18 protein-coding genes are annotated in these 22,721 nt (G+C 69.1%); 10 read left to right on the top strand and 8 right to left on the bottom strand.

The window, feature by feature from the left end; all coding sequences use genetic code 11:
- The first annotated feature begins 26 nt into the window (after positions 1 to 26).
- Complete coding sequence (locus ACFQQL_RS02200) at positions 27 to 1,385, top strand: aminotransferase-like domain-containing protein (protein ID WP_382390808.1); 1,359 nt, start codon at positions 27 to 29, stop codon at positions 1,383 to 1,385.
- 11 nt (positions 1,386 to 1,396) lie between these two features.
- Positions 1,397 to 2,377 (top strand): D-alanine--D-alanine ligase family protein, encoded by a 981-nt coding sequence (locus ACFQQL_RS02205; protein WP_382390810.1) that lies wholly within the window; start codon positions 1,397 to 1,399, stop codon positions 2,375 to 2,377.
- Positions 2,378 to 2,390: 13 nt separating this feature from the next.
- On the opposite strand, the gene ACFQQL_RS02210 is transcribed toward ACFQQL_RS02205, so the two are convergent.
- The 8 genes from ACFQQL_RS02210 to rpmH form a co-directional block, all read right to left on the bottom strand.
- Positions 2,391 to 3,698 carry a ParB/RepB/Spo0J family partition protein gene (locus tag ACFQQL_RS02210; RefSeq protein WP_382390812.1) on the bottom strand — a complete coding sequence of 436 codons (1,308 nt, stop codon included), beginning with the start codon at positions 3,696 to 3,698 and terminating at the stop codon, positions 2,391 to 2,393.
- The gene (locus tag ACFQQL_RS02215) at positions 3,695 to 4,723 is read right to left on the bottom strand and encodes a ParA family protein (RefSeq protein ID WP_382390814.1); all 1,029 of its coding nucleotides are present in this window, start codon (positions 4,721 to 4,723) and stop codon (positions 3,695 to 3,697) included. The genes ACFQQL_RS02210 and ACFQQL_RS02215 overlap by 4 nt, the downstream gene beginning before the upstream one ends.
- Positions 4,724 to 7,289: 2,566 nt before the next feature.
- Positions 7,290 to 7,928 carry a 16S rRNA (guanine(527)-N(7))-methyltransferase RsmG gene (rsmG, locus tag ACFQQL_RS02220; RefSeq protein WP_382390816.1) on the bottom strand — a complete coding sequence of 213 codons (639 nt, stop codon included), beginning with the start codon at positions 7,926 to 7,928 and terminating at the stop codon, positions 7,290 to 7,292.
- Positions 7,928 to 8,446 carry a Jag family protein gene (locus ACFQQL_RS02225; RefSeq protein WP_382390818.1) on the bottom strand — a complete coding sequence of 173 codons (519 nt, stop codon included), beginning with the start codon at positions 8,444 to 8,446 and terminating at the stop codon, positions 7,928 to 7,930. The genes rsmG and ACFQQL_RS02225 overlap by 1 nt, the downstream gene beginning before the upstream one ends.
- 58 nt (positions 8,447 to 8,504) lie before the next feature.
- On the bottom strand, positions 8,505 to 9,680 hold the full coding sequence (gene yidC / locus ACFQQL_RS02230) for a membrane protein insertase YidC (RefSeq protein ID WP_382390820.1): 1,176 nt from the start codon (positions 9,678 to 9,680) through the stop codon (positions 8,505 to 8,507).
- A gap of 13 nt (positions 9,681 to 9,693) precedes the next feature.
- Entirely contained in the window at positions 9,694 to 10,098 is a 405-nt protein-coding gene (gene yidD / locus ACFQQL_RS02235; RefSeq protein WP_382390822.1) for a membrane protein insertion efficiency factor YidD, read from the bottom strand.
- On the bottom strand, positions 10,095 to 10,493 hold the full coding sequence (gene rnpA / locus ACFQQL_RS02240; RefSeq protein WP_465253986.1) for a ribonuclease P protein component: 399 nt from the start codon (positions 10,491 to 10,493) through the stop codon (positions 10,095 to 10,097). Before rnpA ends, yidD begins: the two co-directional genes overlap by 4 nt.
- A gap of 7 nt (positions 10,494 to 10,500) precedes the next feature.
- Positions 10,501 to 10,638 carry a 50S ribosomal protein L34 gene (gene rpmH, locus ACFQQL_RS02245; RefSeq protein WP_092565554.1) on the bottom strand — a complete coding sequence of 46 codons (138 nt, stop codon included), beginning with the start codon at positions 10,636 to 10,638 and terminating at the stop codon, positions 10,501 to 10,503.
- A gap of 390 nt (positions 10,639 to 11,028) precedes the next feature.
- On the opposite strand from rpmH, the gene dnaA reads away from it, so the two are divergent.
- From dnaA to ACFQQL_RS02285, 8 genes are all read left to right on the top strand, one after another.
- The gene (gene dnaA / locus ACFQQL_RS02250) at positions 11,029 to 12,489 is read left to right on the top strand and encodes a chromosomal replication initiator protein DnaA (protein ID WP_382390826.1); all 1,461 of its coding nucleotides are present in this window, start codon (positions 11,029 to 11,031) and stop codon (positions 12,487 to 12,489) included.
- 566 nt (positions 12,490 to 13,055) lie between these two features.
- A complete protein-coding gene (gene dnaN, locus ACFQQL_RS02255; protein WP_382390828.1) occupies positions 13,056 to 14,195 on the top strand; it encodes a DNA polymerase III subunit beta in 1,140 nt (379 codons plus the stop codon).
- A 50-nt stretch (positions 14,196 to 14,245) separates the two neighbouring features.
- A complete protein-coding gene (gnd, locus tag ACFQQL_RS02260) occupies positions 14,246 to 15,190 on the top strand; it encodes a phosphogluconate dehydrogenase (NAD(+)-dependent, decarboxylating) (protein ID WP_382390830.1) in 945 nt (314 codons plus the stop codon).
- Positions 15,191 to 15,225: 35 nt separating this feature from the next.
- A complete protein-coding gene (recF, locus tag ACFQQL_RS02265) occupies positions 15,226 to 16,455 on the top strand; it encodes a DNA replication/repair protein RecF (protein WP_382390832.1) in 1,230 nt (409 codons plus the stop codon).
- Positions 16,448 to 17,065 (top strand): DciA family protein, encoded by a 618-nt coding sequence (locus ACFQQL_RS02270; RefSeq protein WP_382390834.1) that lies wholly within the window; start codon positions 16,448 to 16,450, stop codon positions 17,063 to 17,065. The genes recF and ACFQQL_RS02270 overlap by 8 nt, the downstream gene beginning before the upstream one ends.
- Positions 17,066 to 17,318: 253 nt before the next feature.
- On the top strand, positions 17,319 to 19,367 hold the full coding sequence (gene gyrB / locus ACFQQL_RS02275) for a DNA topoisomerase (ATP-hydrolyzing) subunit B (RefSeq protein WP_382393758.1): 2,049 nt from the start codon (positions 17,319 to 17,321) through the stop codon (positions 19,365 to 19,367).
- A 184-nt stretch (positions 19,368 to 19,551) separates the two neighbouring features.
- Positions 19,552 to 22,158, top strand: a complete 2,607-nt coding sequence (gene gyrA / locus ACFQQL_RS02280) for a DNA gyrase subunit A (protein ID WP_465254012.1) — start codon at positions 19,552 to 19,554, stop codon at positions 22,156 to 22,158.
- Complete coding sequence (locus tag ACFQQL_RS02285; protein WP_382390838.1) at positions 22,151 to 22,699, top strand: DUF3566 domain-containing protein; 549 nt, start codon at positions 22,151 to 22,153, stop codon at positions 22,697 to 22,699. The genes gyrA and ACFQQL_RS02285 overlap by 8 nt, the downstream gene beginning before the upstream one ends.
- The last annotated feature ends 22 nt before the right edge of the window (positions 22,700 to 22,721 follow it).

The following is a 22,721-nucleotide window of genomic DNA, read 5'->3' on the forward strand; positions in this document are numbered from 1 at the left end:
GTCTGGCGACCGAGAGGCGAAGGATCATGGACGCACCGGGTGTGCAGGCAGGGCACGGCGAGCACGGCGGACGGAACGCCGCTGCTGCCGCCGCCGCCGGCACCCGGCTCGACCCCTGGTTCGCGGCCTACGCGGAGCGGGCGCACGGGATGCGCGCCTCCGAGGTGCGATCGTTGTTCGCCGTCGCGAACCGGCCCGAGGTGGTCTCGCTCGCGGGCGGGATGCCCAACATCGAAGGCCTGCCGTTGGACTTCCTGGCCGAGATGACCGCCAAGCTGCTGAGGGAGCGGGGTACCCGCGCGCTGCAGTACGGCGGCGGCCAGGGCGAGGAGGAGCTCCGGGAGCAGATCGTCGAGGTCATGCGCTACGACCACGTCCACGCGCACCCGGACGACGTCGTCGTCACCACCGGTTCGCAGCAGGCGCTGGACCTCGTCACCGAGATCTTCGTGGACCCCGGTGACGTCGTCGTCGCGGAGGCGCCGAGCTACGTCGGTGCGCTGGGCGTCTTCCGGGCCTACCAGGCCGACGTCGTCCACGTCGCGATGGACGAGGCCGGGCTGGTTCCCGAGGAGCTCGACCGTTGTCTTGCTGAGCTGAAGCGGCAGGGGCGGCGGGTGAAGCTTCTCTACACCGTGCCGAACTTCCACAACCCTGCCGGCGTGACGCTGACGATGGAACGACGCCCGCAGATCGTGGAGATCTGCCGGCGCCACCATGTCCTCGTCCTCGAGGACAACCCGTACGGCCTGCTCGGCTTCGACGCCGACCCCATGCCCTCGCTGAAGAGCATCGACGACGACGGCGTCGTGTACCTCGGCTCGTTCTCGAAGACCTTCGCGCCCGGATACCGCGTCGGCTGGGCCCTCGCGCCGCACGCGGTCCGCGAGAAGCTCGTCCTGGCGAGCGAGTCGGCGATCCTGTCCCCGACCATGATGGGCCAGCTGTCGATCGCGGCGTACCTGTCCGGCTACGACTGGTACGGACAGGTGAAGAGCTACCGAGAGATGTACCGCGAACGCCGCGACGCCATGCTCTCCGCCCTCGCCGAGTTCCTTCCGGAGGCCTCCTGGACGGTGCCCGACGGCGGCTTCTACACCTGGGTCAAGCTGCCGGACGGGCTGGACGCGCAGGCGATGCTCCCGCGCGCCGTCACCAACCTCGTCGCCTACGTCTCCGGGACGGCGTTCTACGCGGACGGCCAGGGCCACGACCACGTCCGGCTGTCGTTCTGCTACCCGACGCCGGAACGCATCCGCGAGGGCGTCCGCCGCCTCGCGGACGTGGTCCGGGCCGAGGCCGAGCTCGTCCGGATGTTCGGCACCGCGCCGCAACCATCACGGCCCGGCGAGACCGTGGAGTTCCCGTCACCCGACCAGGTCTGAGAAGAGGTCCCATGAGCGCGCAGCCACCAGCCGAGCCGCTGGCAGCCGAGTCCGGCGAGCCGCGGGTCGCCATCCTCGCGGGCGGCCTGTCCCACGAGCGCGAGGTTTCCGTGCGCTCGGGGCGTCGGGTGGCCGGCGTCCTGCGCGACGAAGGGCTCGAGGTCGAGGTGCTCGACGTCGATGCCGCCCTGCTCCCGCGTCTCGCCGAGATGCGGCCCGACGTCGTGTGGCCGCTCGTCCACGGGTCCACCGGGGAGGACGGGTCCCTGCAGAACCTGCTCGAGCTCGTCGGAGTGCCGTTCGTCGGCAGCCGGGCGACAGCGTGCCGGCTCGCGTCCAACAAGCCGGTCGCGAAGGCGTTGCTGCACCAGGCGGGCCTCCCGACGCCTGCCCACGCGGCGCTTCCCCAGTCGATGTTCCGGGAGGTGGGCGCCCGGACGGTCCTCGACGTCGTCGCCCGCGACCTCGGCCTGCCCCTCGCGGTCAAGCCGGCGGCGGGAGGCTCGGCACTCGGGGTGACGGTGGTCGAGGAGGTCGATCGGCTACCCGACGCCATGGTCGGCTGTTTCGCCTACGGGGACGTCGCCCTCCTCGAGCGCGCGGTCTCCGGCGTCGAGGTCGCCGTCTCGGTGATCGACGTCGAGGGCGAGCCACGCGCCCTACCGGCCGTCGAGATCGTGACCGACGGACCGTACGACTACGACGCGCGCTACAACCCGGGACGGAGCGAGTACTTCGTCCCGGCACGCCTCGACGCGGCCCAGACGGCGACCGTCCACGAGCTCGCCGTAGCCGTGCACCGCACGCTCGGGCTGCGACACCTCTCCCGGACCGACATCATCCTCGACGCCGACGGCGTCGCCTGGTTCCTCGACGTCAACGTCGCCCCGGGGATGACCGAGACGTCGCTGTTCCCGCAGGCGGCGCACGCCGACGAGCGCACGCTGGCGGACATCTACCTCGCCATCGTGCGCGCAGCGTCCCGGGGGTGACGTTCCGCGATCGTCAGCTCGAGGCGGGCACGTGATCCTCGCCCGGCGCGAGGACGTCGAGGATCCGGTTGAGGTCGTCGACTGAAGCGAACTCGATCGCGATCTTGCCTTTACGCTGACCGAGGTTGACCTTGACCCGGGTGTCCAGCCGGTCCGAGAGCCGCGTCGCCAGCCTGTTCAGGTCCTCGGTGTGCGCGTTCGTTCGAGGCCGGCGCCGCATCTCCGGATTCACGGGCTCGTCCCCGAGCGCCACGATCTCCTCGGTGGCGCGCACGCTGAGGCCCTCGGCGACGATCTTCTGCGCCAGGCGCTCCATGGCGCCGCCGTCGGACAGCCCCAGCAAAGCCCGGGCATGACCGGCCGAGAGGACCCCAGCGGCGACCCGACGCTGAACCAAGGGGGGCAGCTTCATCAGGCGAAGGGTGTTCGAGATCTGCGGGCGGGACCGCGCGATCCTCGTGGCGAGCTCGTCGTGCGTGCAGCCGAAGTCCTCCAGCAGCTGGTTGTACGCGGCGGCCTCCTCCAGCGGGTTCAGGTCCGACCTGTGGAGGTTCTCGAGCAGGGCGTCACGCAGCAGGTCCCCGTCGCTCGTGTCGCGAACGATCGCGGGGACCGTGTCGTTGCCGGCCATCCTGGATGCGCGCCAGCGGCGCTCGCCCATGATCAGCTCGTACTCCGCACCGTCCTCGGTGGCGTCGGGTAGACGGCGCACCACCACGGGCTGCAGCACACCGACCTCGCGGATCGAGGCGGCAAGCTCGTCGAGCTCTTCCTCGTCGAACACCTCACGGGGCTGCCGCGTGTTCGGCGTGATCTGGTCGACCGGAAGCTCGGCGAAGGTTGCGCCGGGCACTGGCACGAGTTCCTCGTCCGTCCCGGACGCGTCCTGGTCGCGGGACGAGTCCCGCCTCGTCGGCGCACCCGCCTCCCGCTCCGCGCGCGCAGCCTTCTTGGATGCCGCCGACCGACCGGACGTGCTCTCCTCGGCATCCCCCGGCGTGTCGTCGGTGGTCTGGCTCGACATCACCTCGACCTTGGGCATCTCTGCACGCTTCCTGGAGGTGCCCTTGCCGTTGGCGGACCGGTTCTTGGTCCGCCGCTTGCCAGGCTCCATGAGCGACCGGGTAGAGGACTTCTTTCCGTCGTCGCCGTCGGGCGCAGACTCCTCGCCCGACGGCGCCGATCCCGGGAAGAAGATGTCCGTCGGCCGGCTGAGCGTCGCCACCGTTGCCCCCGATTCGGCCGGCTCTGCCGTCTCGGCTGGAGCGGACGGGATCAGGGCTCCGATCCCACGGCCGAGGCCTCGACGCTTCTCACTCATGAGTTCTCCTTCTCGGCGGTTGCCGACTCAACGGGCGTGGCGGCTCGAGCCGCGATCTCCTTGGCTGCCTCCAGGTAGGCCAGCGCGCCGGTCGAGCCGGCGTCGTACGTGAGCACGGTCTGGCCGTAGCTCGGCGCCTCTGAGATCCGCACGGAGCGCGGAATCGTGGCGTCGAGCGTCTGCGCGGGGAAGTGCTGGCGCACCTCCGCGGCAACCTCGCGAGCGAGGTTCGTGCGCTTGTCGAACATTGTCAACAATATTGTTGACACGTGGAGCTCTGGATTCAGGTGTCCCCGAATGAGCTCGATGTTCTTCAGCAGCTGACTCAGCCCTTCTAGGGCGTAGTACTCGCACTGGATCGGAATGATGACTTCACGTGCCGCCACGAACGCGTTGATGGTCAGCAGGCCAAGACTTGGTGGGCAGTCGACGATGATGTAGTCGAAGCGCGGCTCATCGTTCTCGTCCCGCCAGTCCATGTGATCACGCAGCGCGTTACGTAGCCGGTTCTCGCGCGCCACCATCGAGACCAGCTCGATCTCGGCACCTGACAGATCGATGGTCGCCGGGGCTCCGTACAGTCCAGGGATCTCCTCGCACGGCTGGATCACATCCGACAGGGGCACGTCGTCGATCACCACGTCGTAGATCGATGGCGTGCCTGCGTGGTGCTCGAGTCCGAGTGCCGTCGACGCATTGCCCTGCGGGTCGTTGTCGATCACGAGGACGTTCAGGCCACCCGTTGCCAACGCGGCAGCGATGTTCACCGCGGTGGTCGTCTTGCCCACGCCGCCCTTCTGGTTCGCGATCGTGAAGATCCGGGTCTCCGATGGCTTCTCGAATGTCGCCCCGTGTAGCTGGATCCGCTTACGCGCATCCTCCGCCAGCTGCGCCGCGAGAGGAGTGGTGTCATCCGCCTCGGGGACGGACCGCAGCAGTGCCGCTCGCCGCCGGTCGTCGGGGCCGACAGCGCTCTGACCTGCGCCGATGCTCCCGCCCGTGACGGAATTCTCGTGGGAAGACACGTGGTCCCCTTCATTCGATGACCTGGTCTCGGGCAATCGTAAGCGAGGAGACCCACCTCGCCGCGGAGGTGTCCAGCGAGTCGTCTGCACCCTGTGCGCGTGACGCCGGCGCCGTGTTTCACGTGGAACTAGGGGACGGTCATCACAACGGTATCCGCGGTGCATACCCGCCGGTTTCACGTGAGCCTTGGGCAGGTCCTCGGCAGTGTTCGCGGCCAGACATGTGCCCGTTTCACGTGGAACGCCCAGTTTCACGTGGAACGCTCAGTGCCGCGACCGCGACCGAGTTGCGCCACCGCAGCCGACACACCATTCGTCGGCGCCCCGAAGAGGGCCGATCGCGCGGTGTAGCTGTGCAGCAGTCACGCCGGGCCACGACCAGGCGGACCCACCACCGCGCCGTCCCGGTCCGACCGCATCTGCCCCCGTTCCGATGGTGCCAGCGACCGCCCGTGCCCCGGCTTTGGGATCGTCACCACTCGTCCTGCTCGCGCCGGGCCGCGTTCCACGTGGAACCAGGCGCCGCAGAGGCGGCCTTGGCGCGTTCGGTAGCGGACGGCCCAGAGTTGCCCGTCGGTCAGGCACGGAAAGGCCTGCACCACGCAGTCACCGACGAGAACTCTTTGCCGTGTCCACATCCAACGCCTGTCGCCCCACGAGGAGCGCGTCGGCCCCTTGTCGAGGGGAGGTGGGAGCGCTCACGTCGATCGCTGCTCCGACCACACGAATGCACATACCCGACCCAGTGCCCGCACCGATGGTGGTCTCTACTCCGGATACATGTTTCACGTGGAACCGCGCACTAGCCCTGTCCCAATCATCCGCGCGGCACACACCAGTGTCTGGCGCACGCCGTTCTTGTCGTACGGCAAGCGGCGCAACACTGGCGTCCGGGCCCACCGGGTGCTTCCGCCGCGACGCGCACGGGCTGAACGGCGGCACCGCGGCATAGCTGTGGCCACCAGGCGCCGCATCGTGGCCCTTCTCCCAGTCGCAATACCTCTGGCCTTAACGTCACGAACACCCACGACCACCGGGGTGCTCTGTGCACAGCCGAGGCCCCCCATCCATCGCCGCCATCGCGCTTAGCCGGCCGCTTGGTGCGCAGTCGCGGCATCGTCGCGCCACGCCAGTCGCGTTGCGCAAGGAATGGACTTCTCCTAGGACCGGCCGCCCCAGGGAACGGATGTCTCGAGGGCTATCGCCGTCGACAACAGATCACGTTCGTATCGCGATCACTGTCCCCAGCGGCTCTCACAGGGCGGCTCCCGCTGGGCTCGCAGGCGTTCCTGAATCACCTTCGTGACGCAACAGCGTGCCCTCAGCCGCTGCACGTGGTTCCACGTGAAACCGGACCGATTGCGCTCAGCTGGACGACGCCACCGGACCAGAACTCCACGGGGGACCGCTTCCGTCACGCCGACCAGTGAGTTCCTGACCCCGTCTCACCCGGCTTCATATGGGCCCGCGATCCTTGCTCGCTGGTCCGTTGGGCGCCACCTTTGTGACTTGGCCCGCCGCTACGGCTCAGGGCATCGCCACTGCCTCTTCTTCGGTCGCCAGTCCGCACGGACGCAGTCGATCAGCCGCCTGCGCCGGTACTCGCAGGTTCCACGTGGAACGGCCCTCTCGCCGCAACGAGCGTGTGCCTTCCGCGAGCACCGCCCCGACGGGTCCACTGCGGCACGGTCCTCCGGGTCCTCTGCGCCTGCCTACGTCGCCGACCATGGCCAGTCCATCCGTGGCGTCGGCATGAACCAGGAGAGCGGGCGATACGGGCCGTGCTTCGACGCACTAGACAGGAACAGGTCCGCTAAACGGAACTCGCTGCCGACGATTCACGTGATACACCCTCCCAGACGGTCGGAACGAAAGGGTGCGGATCATTCGAGTTGCGAAGCCGCATCCAGCGGGCATCGAGACTTCGTCGCAGTCGCGCGCGGCGCCGGTGTCATGTTCCGGCGGTTCAGGATCTGGCCTCGCGACGTTGTTGCGACGCTACGTACGTCACCGACGGTCACGTCGCACGTCGACTCCTCACCGCTGCCCTCCAAGCACATCGCCAGCCGGCCCACGTCATGGCCGCTGAGCTCATTCCGATCCGTATAGCTCCGTCTCTCTCGAGCGTGAGACTGTCCCGGTCACTGCCGCGGGATCAGGCGTACACACCCGTGGCGGTACGACGATCCTGTTCCGTAGGTCGTCGGAACCCTCTGGCCGAGCTGTGTCGGGCATCGAGCTTCCGTGCCGGAGTTGTGAGCTTGCACTGTCCTCGCATCCCCGCATAGGGCGCCCGTGTTTCACGTGGAACGGAGACGCTCCGATTCGCACGCCGAGGTGGGAAACGGTGCACCAACGTGGTGCACCCCCGTAACGGGTCGACGCGCGCGACGTGGAACGTGTGACAACCGAGGAGACGAGAAGGCCCTCGTCCCCAAAATATCCCTGAAACGGGCGTCCGGGCCGATACCGGCTCATGAGGCGCCGCTGAGCGGTGGCGACGCCACAGCCTCGCACACCCGATGCAATTAGGACGAGTACCGTCTGGAATACGCTTTCCCGTGCGTCAGCCGCGCTTCTCGACCACGACAACCGTGGTCGGCTCGCCGCCGGCCAAGGGCGCGACACTCTCCACGCGAACGTCAACGCCCCCGAGCTTTCGGAGCACGTACTTGGCCGCGTCGACCTCCGCGGCCGCGCGCTGGCCCTTGAGCGCGACAAGGCGCCCACCGCCACGGACGAGCGGCAGCGTCCACCTGGCGAGCTTGTCCATCGCAGCGACTGCACGTGCCGTCACCGCGTCGAAGGCGATCTTCTTGTGGAGCTCCTCCGCCCTCGCCTGGTGGATCGTGACGTTGTCCAGGCCGAGCTCGTCCACCACGTCGGTCAGCCACGCCACTCGACGCTCCATGGGCTCGACCAGATGCATCTCGACGTCCGGCCGCATGGCCGCCAGCACCACACCCGGGAAGCCGGCCCCAGATCCGACGTCGGCGACCTCGCTGTCCGGATGGATGAACGGCGCAACCGCCGCAGAGTTGACGAGGTGACGGGTCCACAGCCGCGGGAGCTCACGCGGACCGATCAGTCCCCGAAGCTCACCCTCTTCGACCAGCAGCCGCGCGAAGTGCTCCACCGGCGCCCAGCCGAGACCGAAGAGGGCCCGGACCTCCTCGGTCGGGACCTCGACGGGGTCCGACGTCATCAGGCCGGGTAGATGACGACGTGCCGCTCGGGCTCCGCGCCCTCGGAGTCGCTCACGAGTCCTGCTGCGGCGACGACGTCGTGAACCACCTTGCGCTCGAAGGGGTTCATCGCAAGCAGGTCGCGCCGCTCACCGGAGGACCGCACCTCGGCGATGGCCTCCTCGGCGATTCGCGTCAGCTCGGCCTTGCGGCCGCGACGGAACCCCGCGATGTCCAGCATCAGGCGGCTCCGCACCCCGGTCTTCGCCTGCACGGCCAGGCGCGTCAGCTCCTGGACCGCGTCGAGGACCTCGCCGTCGTCCCCGACGAGGCGCTTCAGCCAACGGGAGCCGTCCTCCTCGGAGACGATCTCCACCGCAGCCCGGCCGTGGTCGACGTCGATGTCGATGTCGCCGTCGAGGTCGGCGATGTCCAACAGCTCCTCGAGGTAGTCGGCGGCGATCTCGCCTTCCTCCTCGAGCCGCTTGATGTCCGCCGGCTCCGTGCTGTCGGCGACGGCCTGGGTCTCCTCGCTCACGTCAGTCGTTCCTCTTCTCTCGATGCCGTCGTGCGGCTGGGTCGGTGCCGAGCCGGTGTCAGCCACGGCCGCGGTTCTTCGCCTGTGCCTTGCGCCTCGCCGCGGCCGCGCGCCGCTGGGCCGCCCGCTCGTCGTACCGCTTCTGCGCGCGCTCCGCGGGCGTGAGGCCGTCCTTGCCGATAGGCCCCTCGTCGGGCGACGAACCGGCGTTCTGGCCGTCCTCCGCCTGCCCGTTGGTCGCCGGGCCGGCCGGCTTCGGTTCTCCCGCCTTCTTCGCCCGGTCCTTGCGCTTGGGCTGGACCCGCTGCCCCGCGGGCTTGGCCGGCGTGGTCTCCTCGGGCTTGACCTCTTCCTCCTCGGGAGGCAGCCCCTTCTTCGCCCGCTTCTTCGCGATGCGCTCCTGTCGGGCCTTGTAGGCCTCCGAGCCCGGGGCGGGCTGCTTACGAATGGTGTAGAACTGCTGACCCATCGACCACAGGTTCGAGACGCACCAGTAGATCAGCACACCGATCGGGAAGTAGACGCCCGAGAAGGCGAAGATCAACGGGAACAGGTACATCAGCATCCGCTGCTGACGTGCCATCGGGTTGTCCAGCGCCGACGCCGGCATGTTCTTCATCGTCAGCTGGCGCTGGGTGAGGAACGACGTCGCCGACATGACGACGATGAGGACCGCGGTGACGATCTTGACGCTCATCAGGTCGGAGCCGAGGAACGTCTCGGAGATCGGAGCACCGAACAGGGTCGAGCTCTCCGCCTGCTGGGCGATCTCCTGCGTGATGGGGCCGATCGAATCCCGTTCACCGTTCCCGTACTCACCGCGCGAGAGCGGGACCAACGAGCTCAGGACGCGGAACAGAGCGAAGAAGATCGGCATCTGCAGCAGGATCGGCAGGCACGACGCGAACGGGTTGGTCCCGTGCTCGCGGTAGAGCGCCATCATCTCCTGCTGCATCTTCTGACGAGACGCCGGGTCCGTCTTGCCCTTGTACTTCTTCTGCAGCTTCTGCAGGTCGGGCTGGATCAGCTGCATGCCGCGAGCAGCCTTGATCTGCTTGAAAAACAGCGGGATGAGGAGGATCCGGATGACCACGGTCAGGCCGACGATGGACAGCACCCACGCAAGGCCCGACCCCTCAGAGAAGCCGAGGAACACCAGACCGTCGTGGACTCCCACCATGATCCACGCCACGACCCACTTCAGCGGGTAGAGGATTGTGTCGAACCAGTCCATGCGGTGTGTGCTCCTAGCTGTCCTGCGGCGCGCGTCCGCGCGCCCCACGCGTATCTACCTCGAGCGTACGTGCTCGCTCCGTGTGGCCCGAACCGGCCTGAACAGTCAGGCCGTCGTCACCGTCCCCGTCTTCCTGCCATCCGGTGGACCACCGGCCCCGCGGCGGGACGTGGTCGACGCCGCCTCGGCTCCAGGGATTGCATCGCAGCAGCCGCCACGCCGCGAGTGCGGTGCCCTTGATGAACCCGTGCCGGCGCAACGATCTCACGGCGTACGTCGAGCACGAGGGGTAGTACCGGCAGGTTGGCGGCAACCACGGCGAGACGATCGTCTGGTACGCCCGGACCACGAGGACCAAGAGCCAGGCGAGCGGGTTGCGGGTCGGCCTGCCCTCCGCGGCGCCGTGCCCGGCACTCATCGTCGGGCTCCGCTCGCGGGCCGGTTCCGTCGTCGTGCCGTTGCGAGCGCTGCGTCCAGGTCCTTGGCGAGCTCCGCGCTCGTGGCTCCGGCCGCAGGGGGCAGGGCGCGCACCACGGCACGTTGGCCGGGGTCGAGCTCGCCGACACGGTCTGCCATCAGAGCTCGCAGGCGCCGCTTCACCGTGTTGCGGGTCACCGCGCCACCGACCGCCCTGGGCACGACAAAACCGACGAGGACCGGATCCTGATCTGGATCGCGGTCGCCCGTCGGCGTGGCTGTCGAGGTTCTCCGCGTCAGATGCACGACGAGTCGCCGTGCCCCTCCCCGTGCCCCCCGGCGGACGGCGTCGGTGAAGTCCACCGAGCGGCGCATCCGGTTCCGGGCCGGCAGCACCGGGACGTCAGGCGGAGAGCTTCGCGCGTCCCTTGCGACGGCGCGCGGACAGGATCGCGCGGCCGGCGCGGGTGCGCATGCGGAGGCGGAACCCGTGCACCTTGGCCCGGCGCCGGTTGTTCGGCTGGAAAGTGCGCTTGCTCACGGCAGTACTCCAAAACGCTAGGTCTTCGTCAGGCCCCGCGCGTCTCGGGGCACGATGCACAAGGTCCTGCTCTGGTCCACGGGACGGCTCGCGACCACCCGGTCGCGGACACCAGTCCGTCGAGACGGCCTCATCACGATACGTGAGGCCCGGTACCCGGTCAATCGTCCCCACCTGTGCACACCTGTGGACCCAGCCACATTCAGAGGGCCCCACACGCGCGGTGCAACCACCCGGCAGGATCCGCACGATGACGCCACGATGAACGCTCGACAACGTACCCACACTTGTGGACAACGATGTGGACGAGGCACTGTCGTGGGAGACTTCGATCTTCAGCCGCTCGTCGGTCACGCCGCACGACACTCAGCCGCCCGGGGGGAAACGCCGTTGCCGGAGAACCAACCGATCACTGAAAGCTGGTCCCGGGCCGTCGATCTCCTCACGTCCCGCGGCGAGATCGGCCGTGCGCAGCTGGCCTTCGTCGGCCTCACACGACCCCTCGGTGTCATCGACGGCACCATCCTGCTCGCCGTACCGAGCGATTTCGCCAAGGACTTCCTCGAGACCCGTGCCCGGGTACCCATCACCGAGGCGCTTGCAGAGGTGGTCGGCGAGCCGGTCCGGTTCGCGGTGACCGTGGACCCCACGCTCGAGGACACGGCACCGGCACCGAGCACCGCCAGCCCCGCCGAGTCCGACCACCCCAGCGCCCCCACGGCCCGTACCCCTGCCCCACCGCACGAGGACCGGCCCTTCCCCCAGCGCACCTCCGCCGACCGCGGCAGCTCGGTCGAGGATCCCGGGCCCGACTCTGCCCGGCTGAACCCGAAGTACACGTTCGAGACCTTCGTCACCGGCTCGTCCAACCGGTTCGCCCACGCCGCCGCGACCGCCGTCGCCGAGGCACCCGCCAAGGCGTACAACCCGCTGTTCATCTACGGCGGGTCCGGGCTGGGCAAGACCCACCTGCTGCACGCGATCGGGCACTATGCCCGGAACCTGTACCCGGGCATCCGCGTGCGGTACGTGAACTCCGAGGAGTTCACCAACGACTTCATCAACTCCATCCGGGACGACAAGGCCGAGGTCTTCCAGCGCCGCTACCGCAACGTCGACGTCCTGCTCGTCGACGACATCCAGTTCCTGGGCGGCAAGGAGCAGACCGTCGAGGAGTTCTTCCACACGTTCAACTCCCTGCACAACGACAACAAGCAGGTAGTCATCACCTCCGACCTGCCGCCCAAGCAGCTCGAGGGCTTCGAGGACCGGCTGCGCTCCCGGTTCGAGTGGGGGCTGCTCACCGACGTCCAGCCGCCCGACCTCGAGACCCGCATCGCGATCCTCCGCAAGAAGGCGGTCAACGAGAACCTCCAGGCCTCACCCGAGGTGCTCGAGTACATCGCGTCCCGGATCTCCACCAACATCCGCGAGCTCGAGGGCGCCCTGATCCGCGTCACCGCATTCGCGAACCTCAACCGTCAGCCGGTCGAGCTGTCCCTCGCCGAGATGGTCCTCAAGGACCTCATCACGGACCCCGAGGGCGAGGACATCACCCCGTCGCTGATCATGAGCCAGACGGCGAACTACTTCTCGATCACCATCGAGGCGCTCTGCTCCGCGGACCGCTCCCGGGTTCTGGTCAACGCCCGTCAGATCGCCATGTACCTCTGCCGAGAGCTCACCGACCTGTCGCTGCCCAAGATCGGTCAGCTCTTCGGCGGCCGCGACCACACCACCGTCATGCACGCGAACCGCAAGATCCGCGAGCAGATGGCCGAGAAGCGCTCGACCTTCAACCAGGTCACCGAGCTGACGAACCGGATCAAGCAGAAGGCTCGCAGCGCCTAGCACGGCTCTGCCCAGCGCCGCGCCGGAGGTCGTCTGCTCCCCGGTCCGCCGGATGCCCGATCCCCGAGACGGGGCTTGCCAGGTCCGCGCCCCGCGAGGTACGCGATACACAGTTGTGCACAAGACTGTGGATAGCGGTGGACAACCTGCCCGCCGGCAGTGGACGAATGACATTCCCGTCGTGGACGCGACCCGGGGACAGCGGCTCGATCCACTGCCACACACGGGAGCACACAGCCGTGACCACGACGGCGCCCACATCCCCGGTGTCCCCTTGACCTGCGGCGACGCCGCTTCTCCACACTCTCCACAAGTGCGATGACGCTGACGACCTTTGTCATTCGAGAGGGGTGTGGAGAACCACCAGTGCTGACCCGACCCTGGTTCCCGATGCCGAATGACGCGATCCGAGGAGACACCGAGCGGACGCTGAGGAGACACTGACACCTCTGTCATTCGAGTCCGCCACGGATCTACCGACACGTCGGTTCCCTCACATAGGGTTGGCCTGCCATGCACCCTGCGTGCCGGCGTCGAACCAGGTCATCGAGAGAAGGTCATCCATCGTGAAGTTTCGGGTCGAACGTGACGTCCTGGCCGAGGCTGTCACCTGGACGGCACGCTCCCTCCCGACGCGGCCGCCGGTGCCCGTGCTCGCCGGCGTCCGTCTCGAGGCGGGCTCCGAGGGAACGTTGACGCTCTCGAGCTTCGACTACGAGATCTCGGCACGCTCGGAGACCGCGGCCGAGGTCGAGGACGCGGGCGAGGTGCTCGTGTCGGGACGCCTGCTCGCCGACATCTGCAAGGCGCTCCCGGCCAAGCCGGTCGACGTCCAGCTCGACGGGTCCAAGGTGGTCCTCACCTGCGGCGCGTCCAGGTTCACCCTGCTGACGATGCCCGTCGACGACTACCCCGCGCTGCCCGGTATGCCCGACGTCACCGGCACGGTGGACGCCGATGTGCTCGCCGAGGCCGTCGGTCAGGTGACGATCGCCGCCAGCAGGGACGAGACGCTGCCGCTGCTGACCGGTGTGCGGGTGGAGATCGAGGGCGAGAAGATCACGCTCCTGGCGACCGACCGGTACCGCCTGGCCATGCGCGAGCTGACCTGGAGCCCGTCCTCGCCGTCGGTCTCGACGGCGGCGCTCGTGCGTGCCCGCACGCTCTCCGACGTCGCGAAGTCGATGACGAGCGCCGGCTCGGTCGACGTCGCCCTGGCGGGTGACGGCGCCACGGGACCCTCCGCGCTCGTGGGATTCAAGGCCGGCGGCCGGAGGACGACGTCGCTGCTGGTCGAGGGGGACTACCCGCCCGTGCGCCGTCTCTTCCCGGACTCGACGACGTCGTACGCCGTCGTGAGCACCCAGCAGCTCATCGAGGCGGCGCGACGCGTCAGCCTGGTGGCGGAGCGCAACACCCCCGTGCGGTTGTCCTTCAGCGAGGGCCAGGTGGTCCTCGAGGCCGGTCAGGGCGACGACGCCCAGGCGTCCGAGGCGCTGGAGGCCTCGTTCACCGGCGAAGCGATCACCACCGCGTTCAACCCGTTCTACCTGCTCGACGGCCTCGCCGCGCTGACCACGCCCTTCGTGCGGATGTCGTTCACCCACCCGTCCAAGCCCGCCGTGATGACCGGTCAGGACGAGCTCGACGGCGAGGACTCGACGGCGTTCCGGTACCTGCTCATGCCGATCCGGTTCGCCGCCTGATCGGCGTCGGCCCGCACGTCCATCAGCAGCCGAAGCGAGGAGGGATCACAATGCACATCGGCATGGTCGGACTCGGCCGAATGGGCGGCAACATGGTCGAACGGCTGCGTGCCGCGGGCATCGAGGTCACCGGCTTCGACATGAACCCCGAGACCAGCGAGGTGGCGAGCCTCGCCGACCTGGTGGCGGCGCTGCCGCAACCGCGTCGGGTGGTGTGGGTGATGGTGCCGGCCGGTGAGCCCACCGCCGCGGTGCTGCGCGATCTCGCCGACCTGCTCGACGAGGACGACGTCGTGGTCGAGGGTGGCAACTCCCACTTCCAGGAGGACAAGGCCAACGCCGCGACATTGTCCGCGCAGGGGGTGCGGTACGTCGACGTGGGCGTCTCCGGGGGCGTCTGGGGCCGGGACAACGGCTACGGGCTGATGGCCGGAGGCGAGAAGGACGACATCGACCTGCTGATGCCGGTCTTCGACGCGCTGCGTCCCGAGGGACCGCGCGAGGAGGGGTTCGTGCACGCGGGTCCGGTGGGTGCCGGGCACTACGCCAAGATGGTGCACAACGGGATCGAGTACGGCCTCATGCAGGCGTACGCCGAGGGCTACCAGCTGCTGGAGTCCCGCGAGGATCTGATCCCCGACGTCGGCGCGGTGTTCACCGCCTGGCGGCGCGGCACCGTGGTGCGGTCCTGGCTCCTGGATCTCATGGTGCGAGCCGTGCAGGAAGACCCCGGGCTGGACGACATCACCGGCTGGGTCGAGGACTCCGGCGAAGGGCGCTGGACCATCATGGAGGCGATCGACGAGGCCGTGCCGGTCCCGGTCATCTCGGCGGCGCTGTTCGCGCGGTTCTCCTCACGCCTGCCGAACTCCTCCGCGATGCGAGCCGTCGCCGCGCTGCGGAAGCAGTTCGGCGGACACTCGGTCAAGGCGGCTGACCCGGGCGCGGCACCGACGGCCACCGGCACACCCGATCCAGCAGTCGACCCGGAGTAGCAAGGACCGTCGCAGAAGGGCAGGTGGAGACGCCGATGTACGTCTCCGACCTCGCCCTTGACGACTTCCGGTCCTACCACGAGCTCGTCCTCGGACTGGACCGTGGCGTCACCGCGTTCGTCGGACCGAACGGCCAGGGCAAGACCAACATCGTCGAGGCGATCGCCTACCTGTCGACCTTCTCCAGCCACCGGGTGGCCGCCGACGCCGCCCTCGTGCGTCAGGGCACGCCCGGTGCCGTGGTCCGGGCGAAGGTGGTCCACGGTGATCGGCCCACCGTGGTCGAGCTGGAGATCGTGGCCGGCAAGGCGAACCGTGCCCGCCTCAACCGGGCGCCGGTGAAGACGCGCGACGTCCTCGGCGTGATCCGCACGGTCGTGTTCGCGCCGGAGGATCTGGAACTCGTCAAGGGTGACCCGGCACAGCGGCGACGGTTCCTCGACGATCTCGTGGTGCTTCTCACCCCCCGCCTGGCGGCACTGCGCAGCGAGTACGACAAGGTGCTGCGGCAGCGCGTCGCGCTGCTGAAGTCGGCGGCCGCGGCACGACGGCGTGGTGCCGACCTGGACCTGTCGACCCTCGACGTGTGGGACGCCTCCCTGGCACAGGCGGGAGCACAGCTGGTGTCCGCACGCACGCGCGTGATCCAGCAGCTGCGTCCCTACGTCGCCGATGCCTACGAGCAGGTCAGCGCGGGGCAAGGTGGTGCGCGGATCGACTACCGGGCCAGCATCGACGCGGTCGACGAGGCTCCCGATCCCGGGCCCGAGCTCCTCGGGGGTACCGGCGAGGCGGCCGACGCGGCGCGCACGGCGGTCGCCGACCGGGAGACCGCGCTGCTGGACACGCCGGCTGTCCGGGACCGGCTGCTGGCGGCCATGGGACGGCTGCGGGACCGTGAGATCGACCGGGGCGTCGCGCTCGTCGGTCCGCACCGGGACGACGTGGCCCTGACGCTCGGGACGCTGCCGGCGCGCGGGTACGCGAGTCATGGCGAGTCCTGGTCCTACGCGCTCGCGCTGCGGCTGGGCTCGTACGAGCTGTTGCGCGACGACGAGGCGTCGCCGTGGGGCACGGACGGCGAGCCGGTGCTCATCCTCGACGACGTGTTCGCCGAGCTCGACAGCCGCCGCCGGGATCGGCTGGCGGAGATGGTGGCGGACGCGCAGCAGGTGCTGATCACCGCGGCCGTGGCGGAGGATGTCCCCAGCAGGCTCGCCGGAACACGGTTCGAGGTGCGTGAGGGGCAGGTGACCCGTGCCTGAGGACGACGCGCGTGAGCGCCCGGAGCGACCGGAGCGCGACGAGCGCGACGCCGTCGCGCGGCTCGCACTGGAGCGGGCACGCGAGGCGGCCCGTGACAAGGGGTTCCGGCGCAGCGCACCCCGCCGGCGGCGCAGGGCCGACGGCGCGGCCGTCGAACGCGGGGAGACGGCCGACCAGGCAGCTCCCGACGGCGTCCGGACCTGGCGCCCCGGCCCCGGCATCGGCTACGGCATCAGTGGCCCCGGGCCTTCGCGCAGGGACCCGCAACCGTTGAGCGGCCTGGCGGAGCGGCTGCTCGCCGAGCGCGGCTGGAGCGTGCCGCTGAGCGTGGGTGGGGTGGTAGGACGTTGGCGCGAGATCGTCGGCGACCAGGTCGCCGACCATTGCGAGGTCGAGGCCTTCGACGAGGGCGCGCTGGTCCTGCGCACCTCGTCGACCGCCTGGGCCACGCAGGTTCGTCTCCTGCTGCCCCAGCTCGAGAAGCGCCTGGCCGAAGAGGTCGGCGAGGGCGTCGTCACCGGGATCACGGTGCTCGGTCCGGGCGGTCCGAGCTGGAAGCACGGCCGCCGATCCGTGCGCGGCCGAGGTCCGCGCGACACCTACGGCTGAGGCGTCCTCCGCAGGGTTCGTGAAGCGCGACACGGCCCTGTGGAAATTCCTGTGGATATTCGTGGTTCGTGGCTCTATCGCTGTAGAATGGACCGACACGCCCACAGGACGCCGACGCGCGTCCGAAGGGTTCATGCGGTGGCCCCCACCCCCGTCCCGTGCGCGGGTGGTGGTGTGGCGCGCTGCCCGCGAGACGAGGAGAGCCTACGACGTGGCTGACCACCGTGCCGACGCTGCCGAGACCGACGAGACCATGGCCGAGACCGCGGCAGAGGCGGCACCCTCGGTAGCCAGCCCGGGGACGGTGCCCTCGAGCTACGGCGCCGAGAACATTACCGTTCTCGAGGGCCTCGAGGCGGTTCGCAAGCGTCCCGGCATGTACATCGGCTCCACCGGTGAGCGCGGTCTTCACCACCTCGTCTACGAGGTCGTGGACAACGCCGTGGACGAGGCGCTCGCCGGGTACTGCGACACCATCGCGGTCACGATCCTGCCCGACGGTGGCCTGCGGGTCGTGGACAACGGCCGCGGCATTCCGGTCGGCGTGGTCGAGAGCGAGGGCAAGCCGGCGGTCGAGGTCGTCCTCACCGTCCTCCACGCCGGCGGGAAGTTCGGCGGCGGGGGCTACGCGGTGTCCGGCGGCCTGCACGGCGTCGGAGTGTCTGTCGTCAACGCGCTGTCCCACCGCCTCGAGGTCGAGGTCAAGACCGACGGCTTCACCTGGCGGATGGATTTCGTCGACGGTATCCCGACCGGTCCCCTCGTCAAGGGGGAGCCGACCGACGAGACCGGGACCACGGTCACCTTCTGGGCCAACGGCGACATCTTCGAGACGACCGAGTACAACTTCGAGACTCTGCGCGGCCGGTTCCAGCAGTACGCCTTCCTCAACAAGGGCCTGCAGATCGCGCTCGTGGACGAGCGGGCCGGCGTGACCGACGTCGGCGACGAGATCACCGGGGACGAGAGCGGCACGGCCGACGACCCTCGTGCCGACCACCGCGAGGTCTCCTACCGGTACGACCGGGGCCTGCAGGACTACGTCGAGCACCTCAACTCGACCAAGAAGGTCGACGTCATCCACCCCGAGATCATCAGCCTCGAGGCCGAGGACCAGGACAGGCAGATCTCGGTCGAGATCGCGATGCAGTGGACCTCCGGATTCTCCGAGTCGGTCCACACCTACGCGAACACCATCAACACCACCGAGGGCGGTACGCACGAGGAGGGCTTCCGGGCGGCGCTGACCTCGCTGATGAACAAGTACGCCCGTGACAAGGGTCTGCTGAAGGAGAAGGACGACAACCTCGTCGGCGAGGACATCCGCGAGGGACTGACCGCCGTCATCTCCGTCAAGCTGGGCGAGCCGCAGTTCGAGGGCCAGACGAAGACCAAGCTCGGCAACACCGAGGCACGCACCTTCGTGCAGAGCCAGCTCTACACCCACCTCGGCGACTGGCTGGATGCGCACCCGAACGAGGCGCGAGACGTCTTCCGGAAGTCCCAGCAGGCGGCCGCGGCCCGGCTCGCCGCCCGGAAGGCGCGCGAGGCCACCCGCCGCAAGGGCCTGCTCGAGTCGGCGTCGATGCCGGGGAAGCTCAAGGACTGCTCCAGCCGCGACGCGACGATCTCGGAGATCTTCCTCGTCGAGGGTGACTCGGCCGGCGGCTCCGCCGTCCAGGGCCGGGACCCCGAGCGCCAGGCGATCCTGCCGCTGCGCGGCAAGATCCTCAACGTCGAGAAGGCGCGGCTGGACAAGGCGCTCGGCAACCAGGAGATCCAGGCGCTGATCACCGCGTTCGGGACCGGCATCGCCGAGGACTTCGACATCGCCAAGCTGCGGTACTACAAGATCGTGCTCATGGCCGACGCCGACGTCGACGGCCAGCACATCTCCACGCTGCTGCTCACCCTGCTCTTCCGCTACATGCGACCGCTGGTCGAGGGTGGCCACGTCTACCTCGCGCAGCCGCCGCTGTACCGGCTGAAGTGGACCAACGCCGAGCACCAGTACGTGTACTCCGACCGCGAGCGGGACGCCTTCCTCGCCGAGGGCGCCAAGGCCGGCAGGAAGCTGCCGAAGGAGGGCGGCGTGCAGCGGTACAAGGGCCTGGGCGAGATGAACGACCAGGAGCTGTGGGAGACCACCATGAACCCGGAGACCCGCACGCTCCGCCAGGTGACCATCGAGGACGCCGCGGCCGCCGACGAGATGTTCTCCATCCTCATGGGCGAGGACGTGGAGTCCCGCCGCACGTTCATCCAGCGCAACGCCCACGACGTGAGGTTCCTCGACATATGAGGAGCGAGCGCCAGCGAGCACCGCAGGTATGTCGACGTCAGGCACGACATATGAGGAGCGAGCGCCAGCGAGCACCGCAGGTATGTCGACACGCCGTACGTCGTCCGCGACAGACATCGAGAGCTGAGAGAAACCAGTGACGCAGCCACCCGAGGACACCACTCCGGAGAACCCGAGCGAGCCGATCGCTGTGCGGGACCGGGTCGAGCAGGTCGACCTCCAGGTCGAGATGCAACGGTCCTACCTGGACTACGCGATGTCCGTCATCGTCGCGCGCGCCCTTCCCGACGTGCGGGACGGCCTCAAGCCGGTCCATCGCCGCGTCCTGTACGCGATGTACGACGGCGGCTACCGGCCCGAGGCGAGCTTCTCCAAGTGCTCCCGTGTCGTCGGCGATGTCATGGGGCACTACCACCCGCACGGCGACGGGGCGATCTACGACGCCCTCGCCCGCCTGGTCCAGCCGTGGAGCATGCGGCACCCGCTGGTGTCCGGCCAGGGGAACTTCGGTTCGCCGGGCAACCTCGGTCCCGCCGCCCCGCGGTACACCGAGTGCAAGATGGCGCCGCTGGCCATGGAGATGGTCCGGGACATCGACAAGGAGACCGTCGACTTCCAGGACAACTACGACGGCCACACCCAGGAGCCGGCGGTCCTGCCGGCCCGTTTCCCGAACCTCCTGGTCAACGGGTCGGAAGGCATCGCCGTCGGCATGGCGACCCGAATCCCGCCGCACAACCTCCGCGAGGTCGCCGAGGGAGTGAAGTGGTTCCTCGAGCACCCCGAGGCCTCCAAGGAGGAGCTGCTCGGCGAGCTCATGCTGCGGATCAAGGGGCCGGACTTCCCGACGGGCGCCACGGTGCTCGGCACGCGGGGCATCGAGGAGATGTACCGCACGGGCCGGGGGTCGATCACCCAGCGTGCGGTGGTCGAGGTCGAGGAGATCGAGGGCCGGCAGTGCCTGGTCGTCTCCGAGCTCCCGTACCAGGTGAATCCGGACCGCCTGGCCGAGAAGATCGTCGACGGCGTCCGCGACGGCCGGCTGGCCGGGGTCGCCGACATCCGGGACGAGTCCTCCGGCCGCAACGGCCAGCGTCTGGTCATCGTGCTCAAGCGGGACGCGGTCGCCAAGGTCGTGCTGAACAACCTGTACAAGCACACCCAGCTCCAGGACAACTTCCCGGCCAACATGCTCGCGCTGGTTGACGGCGTGCCGCGCACCCTCAGCCTCGACGGGTTCGTCCGGCACTGGGTCCACCACCAGCTGGAGGTCATCGCTCGCCGCACCGAGTACCTGCTCCGCAAGGCCGAGGAGCGGATGCACATCCTGCGCGGCTACCTCAAGGCGCTCGACGCCCTCGACGAGGTCATCGCGCTCATCCGCCGGTCACCCACCGTCGACGAGGCGCGCACCGGGCTCATCGAGCTGCTCGACATCGACGAGATCCAGGCCGACGCGATCCTTGCCATGCAGCTTCGCCGCCTGGCGGCCCTGGAGCGGCAGAAGATCGTCGACGAGCACGAGGCCCTGGCCGCCGAGATCGAGGACTACAAGGACATCATCGCCACCCCGGCGCGCCAGCGCGCCATCGTGGGCGAGGAGCTCGCCGCCATCGTGGAGAAGTACGGCGACGAGCGGCGCACCCACATCCTGCCGTTCGACGGTGAGATGAGCATCGAGGACCTCATCCCCGAGGAGGACGTGGTCGTCACGATCACCCGAGGTGGCTACGCCAAGCGGACCCGCGTGGACAACTACCGGTCCCAGCGGCGCGGTGGCAAGGGGGTGCGCGGTGCGCAGCTGCGTGAGGACGACGTCGTGGACCACTTCGGCGTCACGACCACGCACCACTGGCTGCTGTTCTTCACCAACCTCGGCCGCGTCTACCGGGCCAAGGCGTACGAGCTGCCCGAGGGCGGGCGCGACGCCAAGGGGCAGCACGTCGCGAACCTGCTCGCCTTCCAGCCAGGGGAGACCATCGCCGAGGTCGTCCCGCTGCGCGACTACGACCAGGCCGAGTACCTCGTCCTGGCCACTCAGCGCGGTCTGGTGAAGAAGACCCGGCTACGGGAGTACGACTCCAACCGCACCGGAGGGGTCATCGGCATCAACCTGCGCGAGGACGCCGAGGGCAACCCCGACCGGGTGATCGCCGCGCGCCTGATCAACTCCGACGACGACCTGCTGCTCGTTTCCCGCAAGGGCCAGTCGTTGCGGTTCACCGCCACGGACGAGGCGCTGCGGCCGATGGGTCGCGCAACCTCCGGCGTCACCGGCATGAAGTTCCGCGACGGTGACGAGCTCCTGGGCATGGACGTGGTCCGGGACGACTCGCAGGTGTTCGTGGTCACCGAGGGCGGGTTCGCCAAGCGCACCACGGTCTCCGAGTACCGCGTCCAGGGCCGCGGTGGCCTGGGCATCAAGGTTGCGAACCTCGTCCAGGAACGCGGCGACCTCGTCGGCACCCTCATCGTGGGCGACGACGACGAGGTCCTCGTCATCATGGGCAGCGGCAAGGTGGTGCGATCCTCGGTCAGCGAGGTGAACCTCACCGGCCGGAACACCCAGGGCGTCACCTTCGCCCGACCCGACAAGGGTGACCGCATCATCGCCGTGGCCCGGAACGTCGAACGGCAGGTCGACGCCGAGGTCGGCGTCCCCGCCTCGCCCGACGACCCGACGGCGAACACCGCCGCGTCAGGAACCTCGCCGGACGCGGCCGACGGGGTAGCGTCGGTGACCGACACCGGCAGCGCAGACGCCGAGGAGACGGAGAACATCGATGAGTAGCACGACTCCTGACGGCGCGAGCGCGCCGCCGCCCCCTCCCGGCGACGACTCGCGCACGCAGACCCTCCGCCAGGGGCTGGAGGACCGGATCGGCGGCCCGGCACAGCCCCCGCGGGACACCGCCGTGCACGAGGCCGCCCCGGCAGGACCCGGCGAGGCCGCCGGACCCACGCCGGTCGTGGGCCCACGACGCGTCCGACTGTCGGTCTCCCGCATCGACCCCTGGTCCGTCATGAAGCTGTCGTTCCTGCTCTCGGTGGCGATCGGCATCATGATCGTCGTCGCGGCCGCGCTGGCGTGGTTCGTCCTGGACAGGATGCACGTCTTCGCCTCCGTCGAGGAGCTATTGATCTCCATCGGCTCCCCGGAGTTCCTCGAGCTGCTGGACTACGTGGCCTTCGACCGGGTGATGTCCTTCGCCACGATCGTGGCGGTGTTCGACGTGCTGCTGCTGACCGCGATGGGCACCATCATGGCGTTCCTGTACAACATCACGGCCGCGCTCGTCGGTGGACTGCACCTCACCCTGACCGACGACTGAGGGGCGCAGCACGCCGCAGATG

It is taken from the genome of Georgenia alba, assembly GCF_042665525.1.
Classification (GTDB): Bacteria; Actinomycetota; Actinomycetes; order Actinomycetales; family Actinomycetaceae; genus Allobogoriella; species Allobogoriella alba.

Coding starts and splice junctions, on each gene's coding strand:
- yidD (WP_382390822.1), bottom strand. CDS start 10,098: ATGAGTGCCGGGCACGGCGCCGCGGAGGGCAGGCCGACCCGCAACCCG.
- rsmG (WP_382390816.1), bottom strand. CDS start 7,928: ATGACGTCGGACCCCGTCGAGGTCCCGACCGAGGAGGTCCGGGCCCTC.
- ACFQQL_RS02200 (WP_382390808.1), top strand. CDS start 27: ATGGACGCACCGGGTGTGCAGGCAGGGCACGGCGAGCACGGCGGACGG.
- gnd (WP_382390830.1), top strand. CDS start 14,246: ATGCACATCGGCATGGTCGGACTCGGCCGAATGGGCGGCAACATGGTC.
- yidC (WP_382390820.1), bottom strand. CDS start 9,680: ATGGACTGGTTCGACACAATCCTCTACCCGCTGAAGTGGGTCGTGGCG.
- gyrB (WP_382393758.1), top strand. CDS start 17,319: ATGGCCGAGACCGCGGCAGAGGCGGCACCCTCGGTAGCCAGCCCGGGG.
- ACFQQL_RS02285 (WP_382390838.1), top strand. CDS start 22,151: ATGAGTAGCACGACTCCTGACGGCGCGAGCGCGCCGCCGCCCCCTCCC.
- ACFQQL_RS02205 (WP_382390810.1), top strand. CDS start 1,397: ATGAGCGCGCAGCCACCAGCCGAGCCGCTGGCAGCCGAGTCCGGCGAG.
- recF (WP_382390832.1), top strand. CDS start 15,226: ATGTACGTCTCCGACCTCGCCCTTGACGACTTCCGGTCCTACCACGAG.
- ACFQQL_RS02210 (WP_382390812.1), bottom strand. CDS start 3,698: ATGAGTGAGAAGCGTCGAGGCCTCGGCCGTGGGATCGGAGCCCTGATC.